Source organism: Proteus sp. G3927, assembly GCF_963894685.1.
GTDB lineage: Bacteria > Pseudomonadota > Gammaproteobacteria > Enterobacterales > Enterobacteriaceae > Proteus > Proteus mirabilis.
In genome coordinates, this window is sequence record NZ_CAWQGX010000029.1 from 1 (window position 1) to 18813 (window position 18813).

The 18813-nt window shown below is 36.6% G+C and carries 13 protein-coding genes, 1 tRNA gene and 1 pseudogene; 6 read left to right on the forward strand and 9 right to left on the reverse strand.

Features of this window, described 5'->3' with window-relative positions:
• The 4 genes from AACV00_RS12745 to AACV00_RS12760 all read left to right on the forward strand — a co-directional run.
• Positions 1–2989 (forward strand): beta strand repeat-containing protein (locus tag AACV00_RS12745; protein WP_237584920.1); only part of this gene is annotated, 2989 nt, incomplete at its 5' end.
• Positions 2990–3093: 104 nt separating this feature from the next.
• Positions 3094–4347, forward strand: coding sequence for a TolC family protein (locus AACV00_RS12750; RefSeq protein WP_001985440.1), 1254 nt, complete (start codon positions 3094–3096; stop codon positions 4345–4347).
• A gap of 24 nt (positions 4348–4371) precedes the next feature.
• Complete coding sequence (locus tag AACV00_RS12755; RefSeq protein WP_001985442.1) at positions 4372–6534, forward strand: type I secretion system permease/ATPase; 2163 nt, start codon at positions 4372–4374, stop codon at positions 6532–6534.
• A 19-nt stretch (positions 6535–6553) separates the two neighbouring features.
• The gene (locus tag AACV00_RS12760; protein WP_001985443.1) at positions 6554–7813 is read left to right on the forward strand and encodes an HlyD family type I secretion periplasmic adaptor subunit; all 1260 of its coding nucleotides are present in this window, start codon (positions 6554–6556) and stop codon (positions 7811–7813) included.
• 267 nt (positions 7814–8080) lie between these two features.
• On the opposite strand, the gene AACV00_RS12765 is transcribed toward AACV00_RS12760, so the two are convergent.
• From AACV00_RS12765 to AACV00_RS12785, 5 genes are all read right to left on the reverse strand, one after another.
• Positions 8081–8758, reverse strand: a complete 678-nt coding sequence (locus AACV00_RS12765) for a TetR/AcrR family transcriptional regulator (RefSeq protein WP_104731526.1) — start codon at positions 8756–8758, stop codon at positions 8081–8083.
• A 129-nt stretch (positions 8759–8887) separates the two neighbouring features.
• Positions 8888–10216 (reverse strand): putrescine-ornithine antiporter, encoded by a 1329-nt coding sequence (gene potE / locus AACV00_RS12770; RefSeq protein WP_094959648.1) that lies wholly within the window; start codon positions 10214–10216, stop codon positions 8888–8890.
• Between the two features lie 63 nt (positions 10217–10279).
• Positions 10280–12442: an ornithine decarboxylase SpeF gene (speF, locus tag AACV00_RS12775; RefSeq protein WP_110706728.1), complete on the reverse strand. Its 2163-nt coding sequence runs from the start codon at positions 12440–12442 to the stop codon at positions 10280–10282.
• Between the two features lie 374 nt (positions 12443–12816).
• Positions 12817–12924: a leader peptide SpeFL gene (speFL, locus tag AACV00_RS12780; RefSeq protein WP_107034653.1), complete on the reverse strand. Its 108-nt coding sequence runs from the start codon at positions 12922–12924 to the stop codon at positions 12817–12819.
• Positions 12925–14039: 1115 nt separating this feature from the next.
• Positions 14040–14810 carry a phosphoribosyltransferase gene (locus AACV00_RS12785; protein WP_104459493.1) on the reverse strand — a complete coding sequence of 257 codons (771 nt, stop codon included), beginning with the start codon at positions 14808–14810 and terminating at the stop codon, positions 14040–14042.
• 245 nt (positions 14811–15055) lie between these two features.
• Here AACV00_RS12785 and AACV00_RS12790 point away from each other — a divergent pair.
• Positions 15056–15406, forward strand: a pseudogene (locus AACV00_RS12790) (type II toxin-antitoxin system RelE/ParE family toxin).
• Position 15407: 1 nt separating this feature from the next.
• Complete coding sequence (locus AACV00_RS12795) at positions 15408–15707, forward strand: helix-turn-helix domain-containing protein (protein ID WP_104459494.1); 300 nt, start codon at positions 15408–15410, stop codon at positions 15705–15707.
• 275 nt (positions 15708–15982) lie between these two features.
• On the opposite strand, the gene AACV00_RS12800 is transcribed toward AACV00_RS12795, so the two are convergent.
• The 4 genes from AACV00_RS12800 to mutY form a co-directional block, all read right to left on the reverse strand.
• Positions 15983–16058 (reverse strand) — tRNA-Phe (locus AACV00_RS12800).
• Positions 16059–16319: 261 nt separating this feature from the next.
• The gene (gene mltC / locus AACV00_RS12805) at positions 16320–17390 is read right to left on the reverse strand and encodes a membrane-bound lytic murein transglycosylase MltC (RefSeq protein WP_161680245.1); all 1071 of its coding nucleotides are present in this window, start codon (positions 17388–17390) and stop codon (positions 16320–16322) included.
• Positions 17391–17452: 62 nt separating this feature from the next.
• Positions 17453–17725 (reverse strand): oxidative damage protection protein, encoded by a 273-nt coding sequence (locus AACV00_RS12810; protein ID WP_004244837.1) that lies wholly within the window; start codon positions 17723–17725, stop codon positions 17453–17455.
• A gap of 30 nt (positions 17726–17755) precedes the next feature.
• Complete coding sequence (gene mutY / locus AACV00_RS12815) at positions 17756–18796, reverse strand: A/G-specific adenine glycosylase (protein ID WP_036919900.1); 1041 nt, start codon at positions 18794–18796, stop codon at positions 17756–17758.
• Positions 18797–18813 lie beyond the last annotated feature (17 nt).

The following is an 18813-nucleotide window of genomic DNA, read 5'->3' on the forward strand; positions in this document are numbered from 1 at the left end:
GGTAAATGCTGACGAGCTAAAAGATGGCGTACAGACCGAAGTGACTGTACCGGGAGGTAGTGCAGCAGGTGACACACTGACACTCACTATTACCAAACCAGATGGATCAACCGACACTGTTGAACACACACTGACTGCAGATGAAGTGACGGCAGGTAAAGCCGATGTGACAATCCCCGCAGATAAAGTGACAGCAGATGGTAACTATTCTGTTACCGCAGAAATTACTGATCCGGCGGGTAATACCAGTGGTCAGGGTAAACCTACGGACTTTATGGTTGATACGCAAATCCCAGGCGATACAGACGGTGATGGTGTGGTGGATACAACACCGGTAGTGACTATTCCAGAAGCTACGGACGGGGTAAATGCTGACGAGCTAAAAGATGGCGTACAGACCGAAGTGACTGTACCGGGAGGTAGTGCGGCAGGTGACACACTGACACTCACTATTACTAAACCAGACGGCTCAACCGACACCGTTGAACACACACTGACTGCAGATGAAGTGACGGCAGGTAAAGCCGATGTGACTATCCCTGCAGATAAAGCAACTCCGGATGGTAATTATTCTGTTAAAGCAGAAATTACAGATCCCGCAGGTAACACGAGTGGTGAAGGTAAAGCAACGGACTTCACTGTAGATACCGTTGCCCCATCTACCCCTGTATTAAATGCTGAGGATAATGGCTCTGTTTCTGTTGAACTGCCAGGGGATGCCAACAAAGGCGATACGGTAGAAATTACCTTTGAAGATGAAAAAGGGGATAAACAGACTGTAACAATGGAGAAAGGGGATAATGGTTGGACATCTAGTGATCCTAATTTGATCCCAGACAGTCAGGGCAATAACACCGCTATTCCATCTGATAATGTAAAAGATAACAGTGAAGTAACCGCAATAGCTAAAGATCCAAGCGGTAATGAAAGTGCTCCAGCAACAGCAACGTCCAAAACAGATGTGCTACCGACAGTGAGTATTAGTGTTGATACAACATCAGTAAATGACAATGGAGATAAGATTAGTGCTGATGCTTCTGTTTCGGGTGAAATAACAGAAGTTCCTGCAACAATAGAGGACAAGGATGATACTACCGGATTAGTATATACCGTTGCTCTAGATTATGTTGCAGCACAGGATGTGACCGTAACCATAACCTTAACAAATGATGCAGGTCATGCAAGTGCGCCGGATTATTCAACGCTTGCAGGCTCTCAGCATGATGGGAAAATCGCCCTACATGGGGACACTGGTAAAGTAACCTATGATGGAGCTTCAACTGTAACGGTTGTTATTCCTGCTGGATCTAAGAGTGTTTCATTTATAGTTGATCCAACAATGGAAGCTAACCAAAATGCATTTAATGCTGAAGGTATGGAGAAAGTTGTTGCAACCATTACGGGAACATCTAATAACGCTACCGCTGTAACTGATACAGTAAATAATGCAGGTGCTTCTGCTACGGGGGTTATTTATGATGGCAACCCTATTTCATTACGTAATCTGGACGGCGATTTTACACTGAAGTATTCATTATCCTCATCGGTGGCTGAAAATGGGGACTTTGGATATACCATCGGAGTTGATAGCGGTAAAAAAGATCCTAAGCTAACGACAGATTACAATGATACGATTTATGTTGGTTATTATCAGGATGGTAGCGAAACTTCATCATACAGCAATCTTGCTAACTCGCAGGATAATGGACCTGATGGCACAAAAACAGATGGTAATCAAAGTATTACAACTGTTGATTTAGGTGCTGGTGATGACCTGATGGTGATCCGCGGTAATATGTTAACCAATACACGAGTCTATGCTGGTGAAGGTAATGATACCTTTACTATGGACGGCATGAATACAGCGTTACGTTCTATGTATGCTGGTAGTTATCTCTTTATGGAATCTGGTAATGATACCGTTACGATTAAACGTACAGGGGTAACCAATGCTGGTCAAATCTATCTTGGCTCAGGTAGTGATACCTTTACTCAAGGTGATGCCAATGATCAAAATAATACCGAATTGTCCGGTTTATTAGATCTGGGTAGTGGTACTCAAGATAAGTCAAATATGCCAAATGAGTATCTTTCTGTTTATCAGGATGGCAGTAATTTAAGCTTAGGTAATGACAATAACATTGATGCGGTCACAGATGTTAATACTGTCACTATTTATGGTTCTGTCTCCGGTGAAATTTTAGGTGGATATGGTAGTGATAATATCACTATCACTAAAAATCTGACTGGTAATGTTTCTGTTGGTGATAATACAGACACTCTAACTGCTGGGTGGATTTATGGTGGTGCCACTGTTTCTATGGGGGATGGCAATGATACGGTTACTGTCACTGAAGGTGCGTATAACACAACTATTTCACTAGGGGCAGGAGATGATGTGTTTGATGCTACTGCTGGTGTTATGGGGGATTCTGTTAGCGCGACATTAGTGAATGGTGAAGATGGCAATGACACCATAAAATTAGGCACAATTGGTAAAAATCTGACAGTTGATGCGGGTGCTGGCGATGATACTGTGATTTTGACAAAAGATTATGATCCTTCACCTATAGGTAATCAGGGATATATTAATGGGGGAGAGGGAACTGATACTTTAGTCTTATCAGGTACGATTACGGTAAATATGGCCACTAAGACTGATGAAGGTATTGCTAATTTCGAAAAAGTCGATATGACGGTTAACAGTGAGTTGAAAGTGGACAATAGCTCTCAGACTATTAAGTTAACCGCATCTGATGTGTTGGGAATGAATGCAAATTCAACGATTTATATTTCCGGTGATGCTAATGATAAGGTGGATTTAGGTGCCGATGGTGCTGGAGGTTTAGGTACATTTACAGCTACTGCCACTACAACAAAAGCAACCGCATTAGATGGTACTGAACATACTTACACTCTTTATAGCAGTGCAAGTGGTGCTAATGTCTATATTGATAATAATATTATCGATAATGGAGGTGTTATTTAATTATCTGTTGTAATTAAATCTAAGGCTGCTCTTTCGGGCAGCCTTATTATCTAATCATAAAACTTTTATATTTAGATTATATTTTCTTATTAGAGGTAATATCTGTGTTTTCTATAAATAAACTCAAAATAATAACGTTTGTTATTTTAGGAGGTGTATTATTTAATTCACATGCAAACTCTTTAAAGTATATATTAAATAATTCATTAAATAATGCACCGGAGTTATTAGAAGCTAAAGCTGATATAGATATAGCCGTTGCAAAAGTTAATCAGACTAGAGCTCAACATTTTCCCGTAATAAGCGTAACTGGAAATAAATTATTAGGACAATATCATAGAGATAAAAGCGACTATGACAATAATAGTTTTATTCCAGGGTTACGAGGTGAATTAAATATCTATTCTTTCGGTGGAATAGAAAATGATGTTGAACGTAATGAAAAAGAACAACTCTATTATCAATTTAAATATAGCGAAACGAAAGAAAATGTCGCTTACACCATATCAGATCTCTATTTAAAAGCATTGTTAGCTAAAGAATCTATTGCGGTAAAGAAAAAAAGTTTAGATAGACATAATAAGATTATATCTGAATTAAATGTGATAGCCCGTAATGATGAAGGGCGTGTTTCTGAATATGTTCAGGCAGAAGCAAGAAAAATATTAGTAGAACAAGATATTAACTATTATGAAAAAGAATTAATGACAACGTTAAGTACGTTATCAAAATATACGGGTTTCCCCGTTGGTGAAAGCGATCTTGTCAATCCTTTTGATGGAATGACGGTCAGTGATATGTATAGCGAATTCACTGCGGAAAATAATAATCAAAATCCAGCTTATCTCGTGAGTCAGGCTGATATCGATGCTAAAAAAATGGGCGTTAAAGTAGAAAATAAAAAACAATTACCAAGAATTAATTTAACTGGAAATATAACTAAAGATGATCGTCAGATAGGCATTGATGTGACATGGGACATTATTAATTTTTCATCATTATATTCTATTGATGAAAAAGTAAGTCAATTAAACGCGGCACAACAGAGAATGGAGAGAGTGATTAGAGATATTGAAGAAGCAAGACGTTTATCAGTAATTAATATCCAAAAAAGTACTCAAAAATTGAAGATATTAGATGCACAAATTTTATCATCGACAAAAGTAGTCGATTTTTATCAATTGCAATTTAATGTTGCACGCCGTTCTTTGTTAGATGTTTTGAATGCAGAAAAAGAGTTATCTGATGTTGAATTATCTTATGCCACGACATTGAGTGATCTTAGGTACGGGATGCTTGATTATTTGTATGCACAAGGAAAACTTTCGCACTGGGCACTTAATTCACACACTCACTAATAAATTAAGGTAAATATTGTAGTTATGAAATTGATCATAGAAGGTCTTTCTCTTACAACCCAGTTATTAGGCACACATTTATCTGTGGCTACACTGACTGCACATACAATCCGTACTACAAAGATGGGAATTGATTTTTCATCACTGGTTGAATATCTGAAAAGTGAAGGATTTGAAAATACATTATCACAACGATTATTAGATGATATTCCCTCTCTAGCTATGCCAGTATTATTATTATTAAAAAATGAAGAGAGTGCTGTTTTAACCGAAGTTTCATTTGATGAAACTGGACAACGTAAATATAAAATTCAGCAAGTAGATGGTTTATCTATATGGTTAACACAATCTGAATTAAGTGAAAAATATTTAGGTTATTGCTGGTTCATTAAGCCACGTATTACAGAAGATGTTCGTTCAGAATTGCCTGAATATACGATGCCTAAAGCATGGTTTTTTAAAGTTATATGGCGCTTTAAAAAATATTACTATCAAATCATTCTCGCTACTTTTGTTATTAATTTTTTGGCACTTGTTAGTTCATTATATGTCATGAATGTTTATGACAGAGTAATACCTAATAAGTCATATCAAACACTCTGGGTTTTAAGTATCGGGGTAATTATTGCAATATTATTTGAATTTACAGCTAAAATGCTCCGAGGCCGGTTAACTGATATTGCTGGTAAGAAAGCTGATTTAATTATCAGTTCTGCTTTATTTAGAAAGGTCACAAATCTTAAGTTACAAGAAAAACCTATATCATCTGGCTCCTATGTTAATAATTTACGAGATTTTGAATCTGTCCGTGATTTTATGACGAGCGCGAGTTTATTAACATTAGTTGATATGCCTTTTTTAATTTTATTTGTATCTGTAATTGCGCTTGTTGGAGGCTATTTAGCTTTTGTGCCACTTACTATAATTCCATTGGTTATTATTGTCGGACTTTTAGCTCAGATCCCTTTATCCAAATATATTAATGAATCGATGAAGGAATCATCTCAAAGGCAAGGATTAGCTGTAGAAGCGATTGAAGGCATAGAAACATTAAAAACGAATAATGCCATGAATTGGGCGCAAAAGCGTTGGGATTATTACACAGCAAAAACAGCATCTTCATCAATGAAAGTTAAAAACATCAGTAATTTTGTTATTTATTTTGCAGTAATGATGCAACAGTTAAATACGATATTTTTAGTTATTATTGGTACTTATTTGATTCATAGCGATGATCCTGCAAGTAAAATTACAATGGGGGCGTTAATCGCAACGGTTATTTTATCTGGTAGAGCGTTATCACCATTAGGACAGATTGCGGGTTTAGCTGTGCGCTTTCAACAGGCTTGGGTCGCATTAAAAGGTGTTAATGGCATTGTTGAGCGACCATCAGAACGTGAATCAGCTAGGAAATATATTACGTTAAAACAAATAAATGGAAATATAAAATTCCAAAATGTTTCATTTGCTTATAACCAAGATAGTAGCAGTGTAGTGAAAAATTTATCATTTGAAATAAAGTCAGGTGAAAAAGTTGGAATACTTGGGCGTATTGGCAGTGGTAAATCAACGACTTTAAAATTAGCAGCTGGATTATATCCTGCAGAGCAAGGGAGTATCACACTAGATGATGTCGATATTCGCCAAATAGATCCTCATTATTTGCGTAATCAGGTTTTGTTATTAGAACAAGAGCCAAGGTTATTTTTAGGTAGTTTAAGAGAAAATCTTGATTTAGCCCGTATGGATGGCTTCTCTAGTGATCAAGATTTGATTGTGGCACTGAAGCGGTTTGGTTTGGATAAAGTTATTAAAAAGCATCCTAGGGGATTAGATATGTCCTTGGGAGAAAATGGGTTAGGTCTTTCTGGTGGACAAAAACAAATTGTTGCTTTGGCTAGAATGACGTTGAGAAATCCCAAAATTGTTTTACTTGATGAACCAACAACGGGGCTTGATCAATATTCAGAAATTCAGGCATTAAATGCCATTTCAGCATGGTGTCGCTCAAAGACATTATTGGTTGTTACTCATCGACCTCAGGTACTGAGTATTGTCAATCGAATAATTGTTGTTGATAACGGCAAAGTTGTGATGGATGGTCCCAGAGATGCGGTTTTACAGCAGTTAGCTAAAAATGAAACAGAAAAACAAATAACTGCTCACTCAAAAAACCAAAATAGATAAGTAAGATTGGGAATGTGAAATGAATGAACTAAATAAAAAACACCTGATGCCTTCAAGTCATACTAAAGAGGTTCTTTCTAATAAGGACTTAGCACTTCTAAATGACTTGCATGCAGCACTTCAGAATGAAAAACATCATAAAAGTTTTATGATGATCACAATATTGCTGATCTTTATGGTTATTTTCGTTATTTGGGCATGGAATAGTAATCTTGAAGAGGTAACTCGTGGTCAAGGCAGTATTATTCCTAGCAGTCGCGAGCAGATAATCCAAACATTGGATGCTGGCATATTAAAAAGTATGCAAGTTAAAGAAGGGGATATAGTTGAAAAAGGTCAAGTATTATTAACGCTAGATGATACTCGAACATCGGCTATCTTAAGAGAAAGTGAAGCAAAAGTTGCTAATCTAGAAGCAATACGAGCACGACTTAAAGCGGAGGCTTATTCTACTGAGCTTAGCTTTCCAGAAGGTTTATCAACAGAATTAGTAACTCGTGAAACAACAGTATACAAGATACGTAAAGACGCATTGAAATCAGGAATAGACAATTTACAACAAAGTAAAGCATTGTTAGACCGAGAAATTTCTATCACTAAGCCAATAGTTGCACAAGGTGCAATGTCTGCTGTGGAATTATTAAGAATGGAGAGGCAATCAGCCGATATTCAATTACAAATAGATGAAAAGAAAAATAAATATTTAACTGAAGCTGGGGCTGAATTAGTTAAAACAGAAGCGGAATTAGCTCAAGCAAGGGAAAATATGGCTGGGCGAGCTGATCCTGTTGAACGTGCTTTAATACGTGCACCATTAAGAGGTATTGTGAAAAATATCCGTATTAATACAGTTGGTGGAGTAATTTCAGCAGGGCAGGATATAATGGAAATTGTTCCTTTAGAAGATCAGTTATTAGTTGAAGCTTATATTAGTCCTCGAGATGTGGCCTATGTACGTGCTGGTATGCCTGCATTAGTAAAATTGACTGCTTATGATTATGCGATTTATGGTGGGTTAGAAGGCGTCGTGACTTTGGTAAGCCCAGATACATTGCATGATCAAAAAAGACCTAGTGATTTAAAACTTAATCAAGATGAAGCTTTTTATCGCGTATTGGTCACAACTCAAAGTAGTCATCTTACGGATAAAAATGGAAAAGAGCTTCCTGTTATTCCGGGTATGATCGCCAGTGTTGATATTAAAACAGGTGAGAAAACGGTTTTCCAATATTTGATCAAACCTATAACAAGAATGAAGCAGGCATTACAAGAGCGGTAATAATTTTGAGGTCATAACTATCATAGAAGCAGTTATGACCTGTTATCAAGCTATTACCTATATACTATTTATTAAATAAGAAGATTTTTACATGGATGTTTAAAGTTGAGTTTTAGTATATATTTTCTCTCACGAAACAGTTTTTAATTCAATATATTATTTAGATGATGATATATTTATCATTTGAATATATTAATCTAATTTTCTGTTATAAATAATAGTTAACTATTAGTTAATTATAAACTCAGTATATTAAGTATAGAGATATTAAATTATTCTATTTTTAGTAATTTCTAGTTCATGTTGAGGAATACCAAACACCTGCGCCATAAAAATAGAGATAAATATATCTAGTGGCTGATTAGAGCAGGTTAGTTTTGCTTGCATTATTGCTCCTTGCCAACCCATCCAGAAAAAAATAGCCATTTGTCTACAATCAATGTTTTTAGATATAAACTTATATTTTTGTGCTTCTAGAAGATAATTTTCTACCTTTTTCTGCCATCCAGAAATCACATTATTCAGTATTTTATAATAGCTAATGGGTAAATTAACAATGTCTTGTATGAGATTACCTACTAAGCATCCTCGTTGCCAATGATACTTTTCCATTTCTGATTTTATCATGTGACAAAATGCTAATAGTCTTTTGGGGAAAGGTAATGCAGTATAAGACAAATAGTTATCTAGTTGCTTAGAAATAAAGTTGTCATAATGTTGGATGACGACTAAACCAAATTTTTCTTTACTACCAAAGTAATAATAAAATGATCCTTTCGGGATACCAACTTTTTCTAATATCTTACAAATGTCTGAACTGATATAGCCTTTTTCAGAAAACATTTCTATACCACTTTGAATAACTATATTTTTTACATCTGTATTAGGACTATGATTTTTGGGGGGACGTCCTCGTTTCGGTTTGGTGATTTCTGATATCATCATTTTGCTATCTCCACGACAGGGGAGCATACAGGTAGCTTATTAAGTACCTGTCAATGCTGATTATTTTGTTGTGAGAAAAGTTCCTCCCGCTGGAATTTTATGCGGGAGGAATATAACGAATAGCGTGTGTTATTTTGTCATTAGGTCTTGGTTTTGTTTCATTTCAAATCGTGGGGAGACAAAACCATATAGTGTCCATCCCAAGAATGTGGCTAATGCCCCCCACATTACAGCGTCTTCACCAGATGAATACAGAGCATAGAAACTATAAATCGCCCCAATGAATGCGATGATATTACTGGTTCTCGCTTTATGAGGTTCCACTTTGGCGACTTTTTGTAAAATAATCATTGCCGCCATAGAAAGGATGTAAGGAATAATATTAGTCACAACTGCTAGATTGACGAGTACATTAAACTGTTTATTTAATGATGGGCTGATGGTCATCAGTGACAGTGCAGATTGAATAACAACAATAACTAACATTCCTTTTACCGGGGCATCTGCTTTGCTAACTGCAGAAAATATTTTTGGAAAATAACCAGAATCTGATGACGCCTTAAATACTTGTGCGATGGTGAACTGCCAGCCAAGTAAAGATCCACAACAAGACATAATCATTAGCGCCATAATGATTTTCCCAACACCTGGGGTAAACATTTGGGAGAAGGCTAAGCCAAATGGCGCGGTAGAGTTTGCCAGATCCATATTTGGCACAATACCTGCGATAACATTTGTTGATACGATATAAATAACGGCTGCACCTAATGTGCCACCTAATACAGCAATAGGAACATTCTTTTCAGGATTTTCAACTGCTTCACTATTGGCACAAGCTGATTCCATACCTAAAAATGCCCATAAGGTCATGGCAATAGAAGAGCCTACGGCTTCAAAGAATGGAAAATTATGTGGATTCCAAGAGTTAATGTATTGTGCAGGATTGAACCACCACCAGCCAATAATTGAAATACCCACAACAGGGATGATCACCCCCCAGACAGTGATGCTGCTTATTTGTCCGGTGATCCGCGCACCACCAAAATTTGCTATTGTGCAGATCCACAATACAACAATCGTTGCAATACAAATACCTAACGGAGTCATTGTCGCATCCATCAGTTCGGCACCATAACCCACAGCAGAAATTGCGATAGCGACATTGGCAATTAACAGGGAAATACCATAGGTATAATTGGCCATAAAATTCCCCGATTTGCCAAAGGCATACTCGGCATACCCTCCCATTCCTCCGCTACGACGGCTAAACATACCGCATTTAGCAAATGCATAGGCCAGAGCCATAGAGCCGACTGCAGTGACAATCCAAGATAAAATAGAAATGGTTCCTACTTCGGCTAGCTTGGTCGGTAGCATAATAATACCGGAACCCATCATATTCACCGCAGTTAATATAGTGAGTTGCAATACACTCATTTTATTTTTTGAAGTACTCATCGTTTTACTCTCCGGTTGACGGAGCATGCTTATTCACACTCCGTCACGCATAAATTAATTAACTCAGTGCTTAATTACATAGCCATATGCCCGCAGACGACCGTCCTCATCATTGCGGATATATACACCTTGTAATTCCGGTGAGAATCCCGGGAATAGATTAATTCCTTCTTCTAGCGCTAGAAAATATTGCTGTACAGAGCCACCCCAAATTTCCCCTGGCACTACACACAGTACTCCTGGTGGATAAGGTAGAGCACCTTCGGCGGCGATACGGCCTTCAATTTTTTCCACGGCAACTAACTCCACCTCGCCACGCACAAAAGCGATATTGGCTTCTTGAGGTAACATACTGACTTGTGGGAAATGTGATTTACGGAACATCTCTTTTTGCAGTTGTTTTACATTAAATTTCACATACATATCATGCATTTCTTGGCACAATTGACGGATGGTGTATCCTTGATAACGTGTTTGGTTGGCATGATATACTGATGGAAGTACCTCTTTCAGTGGGGCATCTTGTTCCAGTAATTGTTCAAAGCGAGCAATTTGTGCGACCAGATGCTGCATTTTCGCCATGCTTTCTGCAGGCGTTAGCAGGAATAATATGGAGTTAAGATCGCATTTTTCAGGAATAATGTTATTTTCACGTAGATAGTTCGCCAAAATGGTGGCAGGAACACCAAATGATTCATATTTTCCTGTTTTGGCATTAATACCTGGGGTGGTTAGTAGTAATTTACATGGATCAACAAAGTATTGATTTTCTTCATATCCCTCAAATGAGTGCCAGCGCTCTCCCGGAACAAAATTAAAGAATCGGAGATCATTGGCAATTTCATCAGTATCAAAATCTTCCCATGCACGGCCATCGATAGTTTCTGGAATAAACGGGCGAATATGTTTACAGGATTGCAGGAGTAATTTACGGGTTTCAATCCCTGTTTTTACGCAATTCATCCATAAACGTTTACCTGACTCACCTTCATGCATTTTGGCATTCACATCCAAAGCTGCAAATAATGGGTAGAATGGACTAGTTGAGGCATGCATCATAAAGGCGTTATTGAGACGTTTATGATTTACATAGCGTTTTTGACCTTTAATATGGCGATCTTTTTTGTGGATCTGTGAGGTTTGAGAGAATCCCGCTTGTTGTTTATGTACAGATTGTGTAACTAAGATACCCGGATCGTTTTCATTCAGTTCAAGTAGAAGTGGAGAACAATCTTTCATCATTGGAATAAACTGTTCATAGCCCACCCACGCGGAGTCAAATAAAATGTAGTCACATAAATGTCCGATTTTATCGACTACCTGACGTGCGTTATATATTGTTCCGTCATAGGTACCTAATTGGATAACGGCTAGGCGGAAAGGGCGCTTTTCATTTGCACGTGTAGGGGCGACTTCTTTGATGAGTTCACGAAGATATTTTTCTTCAAAACAGTGAGCATCAATCCCACCGATAAACCCAAATGGGTTACGTGCAGCTTCAAGATAAACAGGCGTTGCTCCTGCTTGAATTAATGCTCCGTGATGGTTTGATTTGTGATTATTACGATCAAATAATACTAGGTCATCTGGTGCCAATAAGGCATTAAGAACGACTTTATTGGAGGAAGATGTACCATTAAGAACGAAATAAGTTTTATCGGCATTAAAGACTTTTGCTGCATGTTGTTGTGCGGCACATGGGGCACCTTCGTGGATCAGCAGATCACCCATAGAAACATCGGCATTACATAAATCAGAGCGGAATAAGTTTTCACCAAAATACTCGACAAATTGGTTACCTAGAGGATGACGGCGGAAAAATTCACCTCCTTGATGCCCAGGACAATCAAAAGCTGAATTTCCTTGTTCAACGTATTTTTTTAAGCTGCCGAAAAAAGGAGGTAATAGACTCTCTTCATATTTTAACGCTGCAGTTTCTAGTTGTTTATTATATAACTCACTATTTTTTTTATTTAAATCAATTACACCAGTTAATCGATTAATAATATTAGCAGGGATAACTTCATCTTTATTAATAATGGCAAAAATAGGCTGTTCAAAGCTATTTTGTTCAATTAAATTAAGCTTTCCATTCTGAATGTCATCAAGTGAAATAATAATCACGGCAACATCAGAAAAATCAGTATGTAGAATATCGACACATTCACGGTGGGTTGAAATATAGTCAGACATATCGTAGCTGACCGCTATTTTATAACTTTTCATTTTTAATACCTTTTTTTGGTAAAAAATTCCCGCTGAAATATTAAGTAAAAATATTTCAGTTTTTTTATTTTTATAAATGCGAGTTTTTTCCCTCGATAGAGTGTCGAGTTATAAAAATCACGTTTATATTTATGTCATCACGTATAAAAATAATGTATAGAATGATGGTTTTTATAATTTTAGTAATATGTTTTTAGCAAAATTACCAATAATAAGAACTAATTAACTGCACATTACTATGCATAAAAACCAGGAATATGAATGATCAATAAGAATCCATTATAGTCACATAAAATGTGATTTATAATGGTAAAGAGGTTGACTATCCATACGCTGGTAATATGCAAACCACGTGATGGATGCCAATAGAGAGATTATCTTTGAGCGTTGAAAAGATTAAAATCAAAACATGAACGATGTGAAAACATCATTATATGTGTAATACGTCTTATATGTGGCCAAAATCGATTATTATTTTCCATTTTCGCATCCGTTAATTATTAAGACCTATATAACAACTATAAATTAATATAATTAAACACCCGAATTATACTGTGATATAGATCAAAATATATCATTTTAAGAATAGTTTTGTCTTTAATTAATATGTTGCTTGTTAATTATTTGTTGTTTTGTTTTTAATAAGAGAACTTATAATTAATATAGTCGCTAAGTCTATATTATAAATAGCAATATAATAAATATAAAATATTTTCATTATGAATGTATAGGGTTGGTTGTTTGTATAAATATAATAAATATTTTTTATTTTGATTATAAATATAGTGTATGTTCCCTTTATCAAATTATCAGGTGCGTCGTAAAACCCATCTTTCAGGGGCGCGATATAAGGTGTGGTTTTCCGGCTAACTCAGTTTCTTTTGTCATAGACCAAAGTACAATGATATCCATATAACAACTTTAAGCCTTCAAATTCCAATTAATATCAAATGTTCAGTAGGAGGGTAATATGCGGTGCTTCGCAGGAGCTTGTCACTTTATTTTCAATTGTGCGTTAGCGCTTTAGAATGAGGTTCTGATATTGAGACTCGAGAAGACAAGAAGTACAGTTAGTACTGCTTGTAGTCATAGTGGAAAAGAAGTGACCTTTGTTACTCCAAAAGGAAAAAACATCAGATCATCGCAGAATGAAGTTTTTAATACTTTATTGAATATAGAAAGAGAGAGTTTAGGCCCTCTTCTGTATATTTATGGCGTAACTAGTCTATTTTTTATTACAAAATTAGTTTCTGATTACTTACTCTTTTAATAGGGCTAGCTATTTTGTAATAGTAGAGAGTATTAAGAAGTATTTATAAAGGGCGTGATAAGTAGCAGTAACGAAATTTGAAAGGAAGAATGCTTTGTTAATTTTTCACATAAGATTAAAAAGTAAAAGGAGAACCTAAGTTCTCCTTTTGATATTTCTCTACGACAACAATATGTGTTGAAGGATTAGCCGCTGCCTAATCGACTGATACTTGCTCTTTACAAGCTGACCTCAGTCAGGTGCTTACGCGGGTCTCATCTGGATTTTAAGAGCGGGGAGACTCAAGCACACTCTATCGTGTTTTTATACCTGTTTATTTTGATATTATCAAGCCTTTTTGTTTTGTTTTTTTATTGAACTGAATAGGCAGATAGCATGTATAATGGCATTTGGATACTGTTGTGCAATGATATCCCTAGCTGTAGTTAATGTTGTTCCTGTAGCCATAAGATCATCGACAAGTAATATTCTGATTTTTTCAGTATTGGATGATGCTTGTGTGTTTAAAACAAATGGTGGAAATATATTCCTAAATTCAGTAGGGATACTTTTTAGTGAAAACCCTCCTTTAAGTCCAACTTCTTTTGCTTGTAATTTAATTTTGAAACTAAGACTTTTAGCCTCTTCAATATTAATATCTGCTTTATCGAGAAGTTGAAAAGCATTATCGACTGTTATTTTTCTTAAAATATCAGTTAAATATGTGGCATTAAATTTTTTTGCTAAACGTTTTGCGATAATAGGGCTAATATTATGGGCTGAAGGCATTGATATTATTAGTTGATACCCTTTAGGTTCTAATTCCATAAGTTTATTGCAAATAATTTTGAAGCTATCATTGAGTTTTTTTATGCTAGAAATATTTGTATATAAATCATCCTTTTTTTTCAAAGCATAAATTAAAGGACAATTATCCCCCAGTTGACGTTGTTTTCTATTACGTCTTCTTTTACCTGAAAGGAATTGTCTTTTAAAAATAGCATAAATTTTTAAGCCATCTGTATAATCAATAGTTGGATTCCCTTCAGACCGAGTTATTAGCCAGTCGGGGCAATTATGATCAACAATAACACATTGCTCTTGAATTATTAATCCCATAAATACATATGCTAGTCCGAGAAGAGAAGGAAAGTATAACAGAGAGAAAATAGCAGAGCTATATTAAAATAAGGCAATGTATTATTTAGAATATATTATTACATTAATAATTTAATTTATTAAGTTAAATAAAAATAGATTTATATATTTTTAAATATAATAATTGTTAATCGAAGTCCAGACTTTCATAACACACTATGAATTACTAATATATTGACAATATAATCTAGAGGTTATAATGACTTATGTGGGAAATACTAACGAGAGATTTGTTTGATTCTTGGTTTGAAGAACAAGATGAAGAGATACAAATTGAAGTATTGGCGGTGTTAATGATTTTTGCGTGAGGATGGCCCTAATCTTGGTCGCCCTCAAGTTGATACACTAAAAGGTTCAAAATATCCGAATATGAAGGAACTGAGAATTCAGGTTGGTGGTCATCCGATTAGAGCGTGTTTTGCATTTGATCTCATTCGCCGTGGTATTGTGCTATGTGCTGGTGATAAAAAAGGAAAGATGAAACTCGTTTCTATAAGAAATTAATCAAAATAGCCGATGCTGAATATACTGCACCTCTATTAGAGCAGGAGAAATAACATGTCCACTTTAGGTAAACTAATTAAAAAACAATTAGCCGAAGCACTGGCAAAAATTGAAACCCGAGCAGAAGAAATTCGCCGTGAAATCACACTCGCTAAAATTCGTGAGGAATTAAACCTTTCGCAAACAGAGTTGGCTCAATCGCTTGGTATTTCTCAACCCTCTATAGCTAAGCTTGAGAATGTTGATAACGATCCAAAGCTATCAACGTTAAAGCGCTATATAAAAGCTTTAGGTGGCGAACTTTCTATAGATGTGACGTTACCGAATAGTAAGCGCATAGGGCTGCATCTTTAATGACATATTTAATTGATATAAGGTATGAAAGTGTTGATAACTTGCGAGATATACTTGAAGCGGAATTGATGTGATAAGAATAACAGGAGGAGTATCTAGATTTGACAGTGATTAGGAAAGAAAGTAAAAGTGACAAATAAAAAAAAACAGCCTTGGTATGAGCAAGACTGTTTAGTTTAAGAGTTTTAACATAAAGTGACTGTGCCAAATTATATTATTTTTCAACTCTTGTTTGCCCTCTCAGTGATTTAACTCACTGACGAACAAAAGAAATATGGTGCCCGGACTCGGAATCGAACCAAGGACACGGGGATTTTCAATCCCCTGCTCTACCGACTGAGCTATCCGGGCAACGGGGCGTATTAAACCCGATCTCACCGTCTTCGTCAACGTTATTTATCACAAAACTGTTCAATCGCTGTTTTTTTAATCTCATTGATTAATAAAAGACTCTTTTTTTCACAAAATGAGTAAAAAGAGTACTGAAGTGATTTTTGTTGTCGCAGAGCAATAAAGAAAAAATGTAGCGAAGTGAACAAAAGTAGGGCACTGATAACAAAAAAAGCTTACCCAAATTGATTGGGTAAGCTTTATTTTTAAACATAATAATGGTTAACGATAGTTACGTTGTGCGGTGCTTACCTTTTCAAGATAACGCCGTGATTGGTCGGCCGGATGTTTATTGCGCAATGTCGTATAAACTTCCGTTGGCGCTAAGTTATTAATCATCGCGGCTGCTTTTTTCTTATCACTGTGGAAGATGCGTAAGACACTACCCGCACCACCATTATAAGCCTGTATCACCGCATAGCGACGAGAAACGGGATCTTTAATGTCACCTAAGTAGCTATTTTGTAATATCGAGATATACGCTGTACCAACATCGATATTATTTGCCGGATCAAATAAGTAACTGCGACTTGGCTGCCCTGATTTACCTTGCATACGAAATACATCTCGTCCGGCTGTTGCTGGCATAATTTGCATTAAACCTAGTGCATCTGAGCTACTTACCGCATAGGGGTTGAAGCTGGATTCAATTTGCATAATGGCAAGGATCAGTGAAGGTTCAACACCATACTTGGCCGCGGCTTGTTGTACATAAGGTAAATATTTATGTGCACGTTTATCTAAGTGGTTAGGTACTAAGTTAATAGTGACATACCAAATAGTGTTCAGCCCTGATTGACGTTTTTGTAATTTATTGGCAATTAGATAATCTGCAAATTTATTTGCTCGCCACTCCCAGCGTATAGGCTGCCCTGTATTATCAAGTACTTGTCCTAATAAAAAAGGCTCTGTACTGTGGGGAATATTATTTACATCAGAGTAGAGGTCGATAGAGCCGGGATCTTCTCCCATAAGCAATGTCGTGATAATCGCTTTATGTAATTGGAATTGAGGCGCGTCACCCCCTAGGGTTTCAATAGTGATAGTACCCGCTTCAAAATTAATATGGCTACGAGTTCTATAAGCGTCCGTATATTTTACGTAGTCTTTAGGGCCTGCGATTAATACTTCCTGCATTCCCCAAATCATCTCGATATTATTGGCAAATTGTCCCATTAATATATCGAATGCATTGGTGTCTTTGCTGTAATCAGGCTCAAAAGTTTTAGTGGGTTTACTACTACATGAGATGAGTAGAGGGGCGATAATCAGCAAGAGAAGGATTTTTTTCATGGTCTATTGCATCGCTCTGGTGAATAAAACTCCAGAGCCGTAATGGCTCTGGAAAATGGATATTATTTTTCAGGTGGTGTGTAGCCGTCAATATGAACATCGTGGCCTTCAAATAAAAATCTTACCATCTCTTGTTCTAATAATTTGCGATCGTCAGGATTCATTGTGTTGAGTTTTTTCTCATTGATAAGCATGGTTTGCTTTGCCATCCATTGACCCCAAGCTTCTTTAGAAATCTCATTGAAAATGCGTTTTCCAAGCTCTCCTGGATATAACTGAAAATCAAGTCCATCCGCTTCTTTATTTAGGAAAGTACAAAAAATAGTTCTACTCATAATAAATCCTCAAATATCGCCGGTATTAGCTTAGGCTAATTGTCTTAGTAAATTCTCTACAGGTGCCGCAAGCCCTACGCTTGCCGGGGTTTGTAAGTTATACCAAAGTCCTTGTTGCGCCTCCATCAGAGAGGTAAACGTGGAGAGTTTTACGCAAATTGGTACTATATCTAAATGAAAATGGCTAAAAGTATGTCTAAATGAAATTAATTGCTCAGTTTTGTTATTTTCAAGAGCATGTTCAGCTAGCCACTGTTCTAAAAGCATTTTTGTTTCAAACTGAGGAAAGGCGAACAGTCCTCCCCATATTCCTGCTGGTGGTCTTTTATCTAACCAGACCAGATTATCATATTGTAAAATAAGAAAATAAGTTGTTTTTTCCGGAATAGCCTTTTTAGGTTTTTTCCCCGGATAATCCGCCCAACTATGGTGAGCATAAGCAATACAACCTGTATTTAAAGGGCAAAGTTCGCATTTTGGTTTTGTTCGCGTACAAACCATTGCCCCTAAATCCATCATTGCTTGATTAAAATATTCAACCCCTTTGGTTGGGGTGACTTGTTCACTGATTTCCCATAATTTATTTTCAACTTCTTTTTTACCCGGCCAACCTTCTACAGCATAACAACGCGCTAAAACACGTTTTACATTGCCATCAAGAATAGGGTAAGGCTTTTTTAGTGATAGCGATAAAATAGCCCCTGCTGTAGAGCGTCCCACACCCGGTAAAGCACAAACGTCCTCAAAGGTATCAGGAAACTGTCCTTGATGCTTATCTACAATGTGTTGTGCCGCCTTATGTAAGTTTCTGGCGCGGGCGTAATAACCTAAACCCGTCCATAAATGTAGCACCTCATCAAGTGGCGCTTTCGCTAATGCGCTAACATTCGGAAAACGCGCAATAAAACGCTCAAAATAAGGGATCACCGTGGCAACTTGAGTTTGTTGTAACATCACCTCAGATAACCAAACGTGATAAGGCGTTTTTTCTTGTTGCCAAGGTAATGTTTTGCGCCCGTATTTGTGATACCAGTCGAGTACGACTTGCGAGAACTGCTGTGCTTCCATCATATTTTATTTTTAACTCA

Bases quoted from the DNA above. Each gene is read 5' to 3' on its own strand.
- AACV00_RS12765 (WP_104731526.1), bottom strand. From the start codon at position 8,758: ATGATGATATCAGAAATCACCAAACCGAAACGAGGACGTCCCCCCAAA.
- speF (WP_110706728.1), bottom strand. From the start codon at position 12,442: ATGAAAAGTTATAAAATAGCGGTCAGCTACGATATGTCTGACTATATT.
- mutY (WP_036919900.1), bottom strand. From the start codon at position 18,796: ATGATGGAAGCACAGCAGTTCTCGCAAGTCGTACTCGACTGGTATCAC.
- AACV00_RS12755 (WP_001985442.1), top strand. From the start codon at position 4,372: ATGAAATTGATCATAGAAGGTCTTTCTCTTACAACCCAGTTATTAGGC.
- speFL (WP_107034653.1), bottom strand. From the start codon at position 12,924: ATGGAAAATAATAATCGATTTTGGCCACATATAAGACGTATTACACAT.
- mltC (WP_161680245.1), bottom strand. From the start codon at position 17,390: ATGAAAAAAATCCTTCTCTTGCTGATTATCGCCCCTCTACTCATCTCA.
- AACV00_RS12810 (WP_004244837.1), bottom strand. From the start codon at position 17,725: ATGAGTAGAACTATTTTTTGTACTTTCCTAAATAAAGAAGCGGATGGA.
- AACV00_RS12785 (WP_104459493.1), bottom strand. From the start codon at position 14,810: ATGGGATTAATAATTCAAGAGCAATGTGTTATTGTTGATCATAATTGC.
- AACV00_RS12795 (WP_104459494.1), top strand. From the start codon at position 15,408: ATGTCCACTTTAGGTAAACTAATTAAAAAACAATTAGCCGAAGCACTG.
- potE (WP_094959648.1), bottom strand. From the start codon at position 10,216: ATGAGTACTTCAAAAAATAAAATGAGTGTATTGCAACTCACTATATTA.
- AACV00_RS12760 (WP_001985443.1), top strand. From the start codon at position 6,554: ATGAATGAACTAAATAAAAAACACCTGATGCCTTCAAGTCATACTAAA.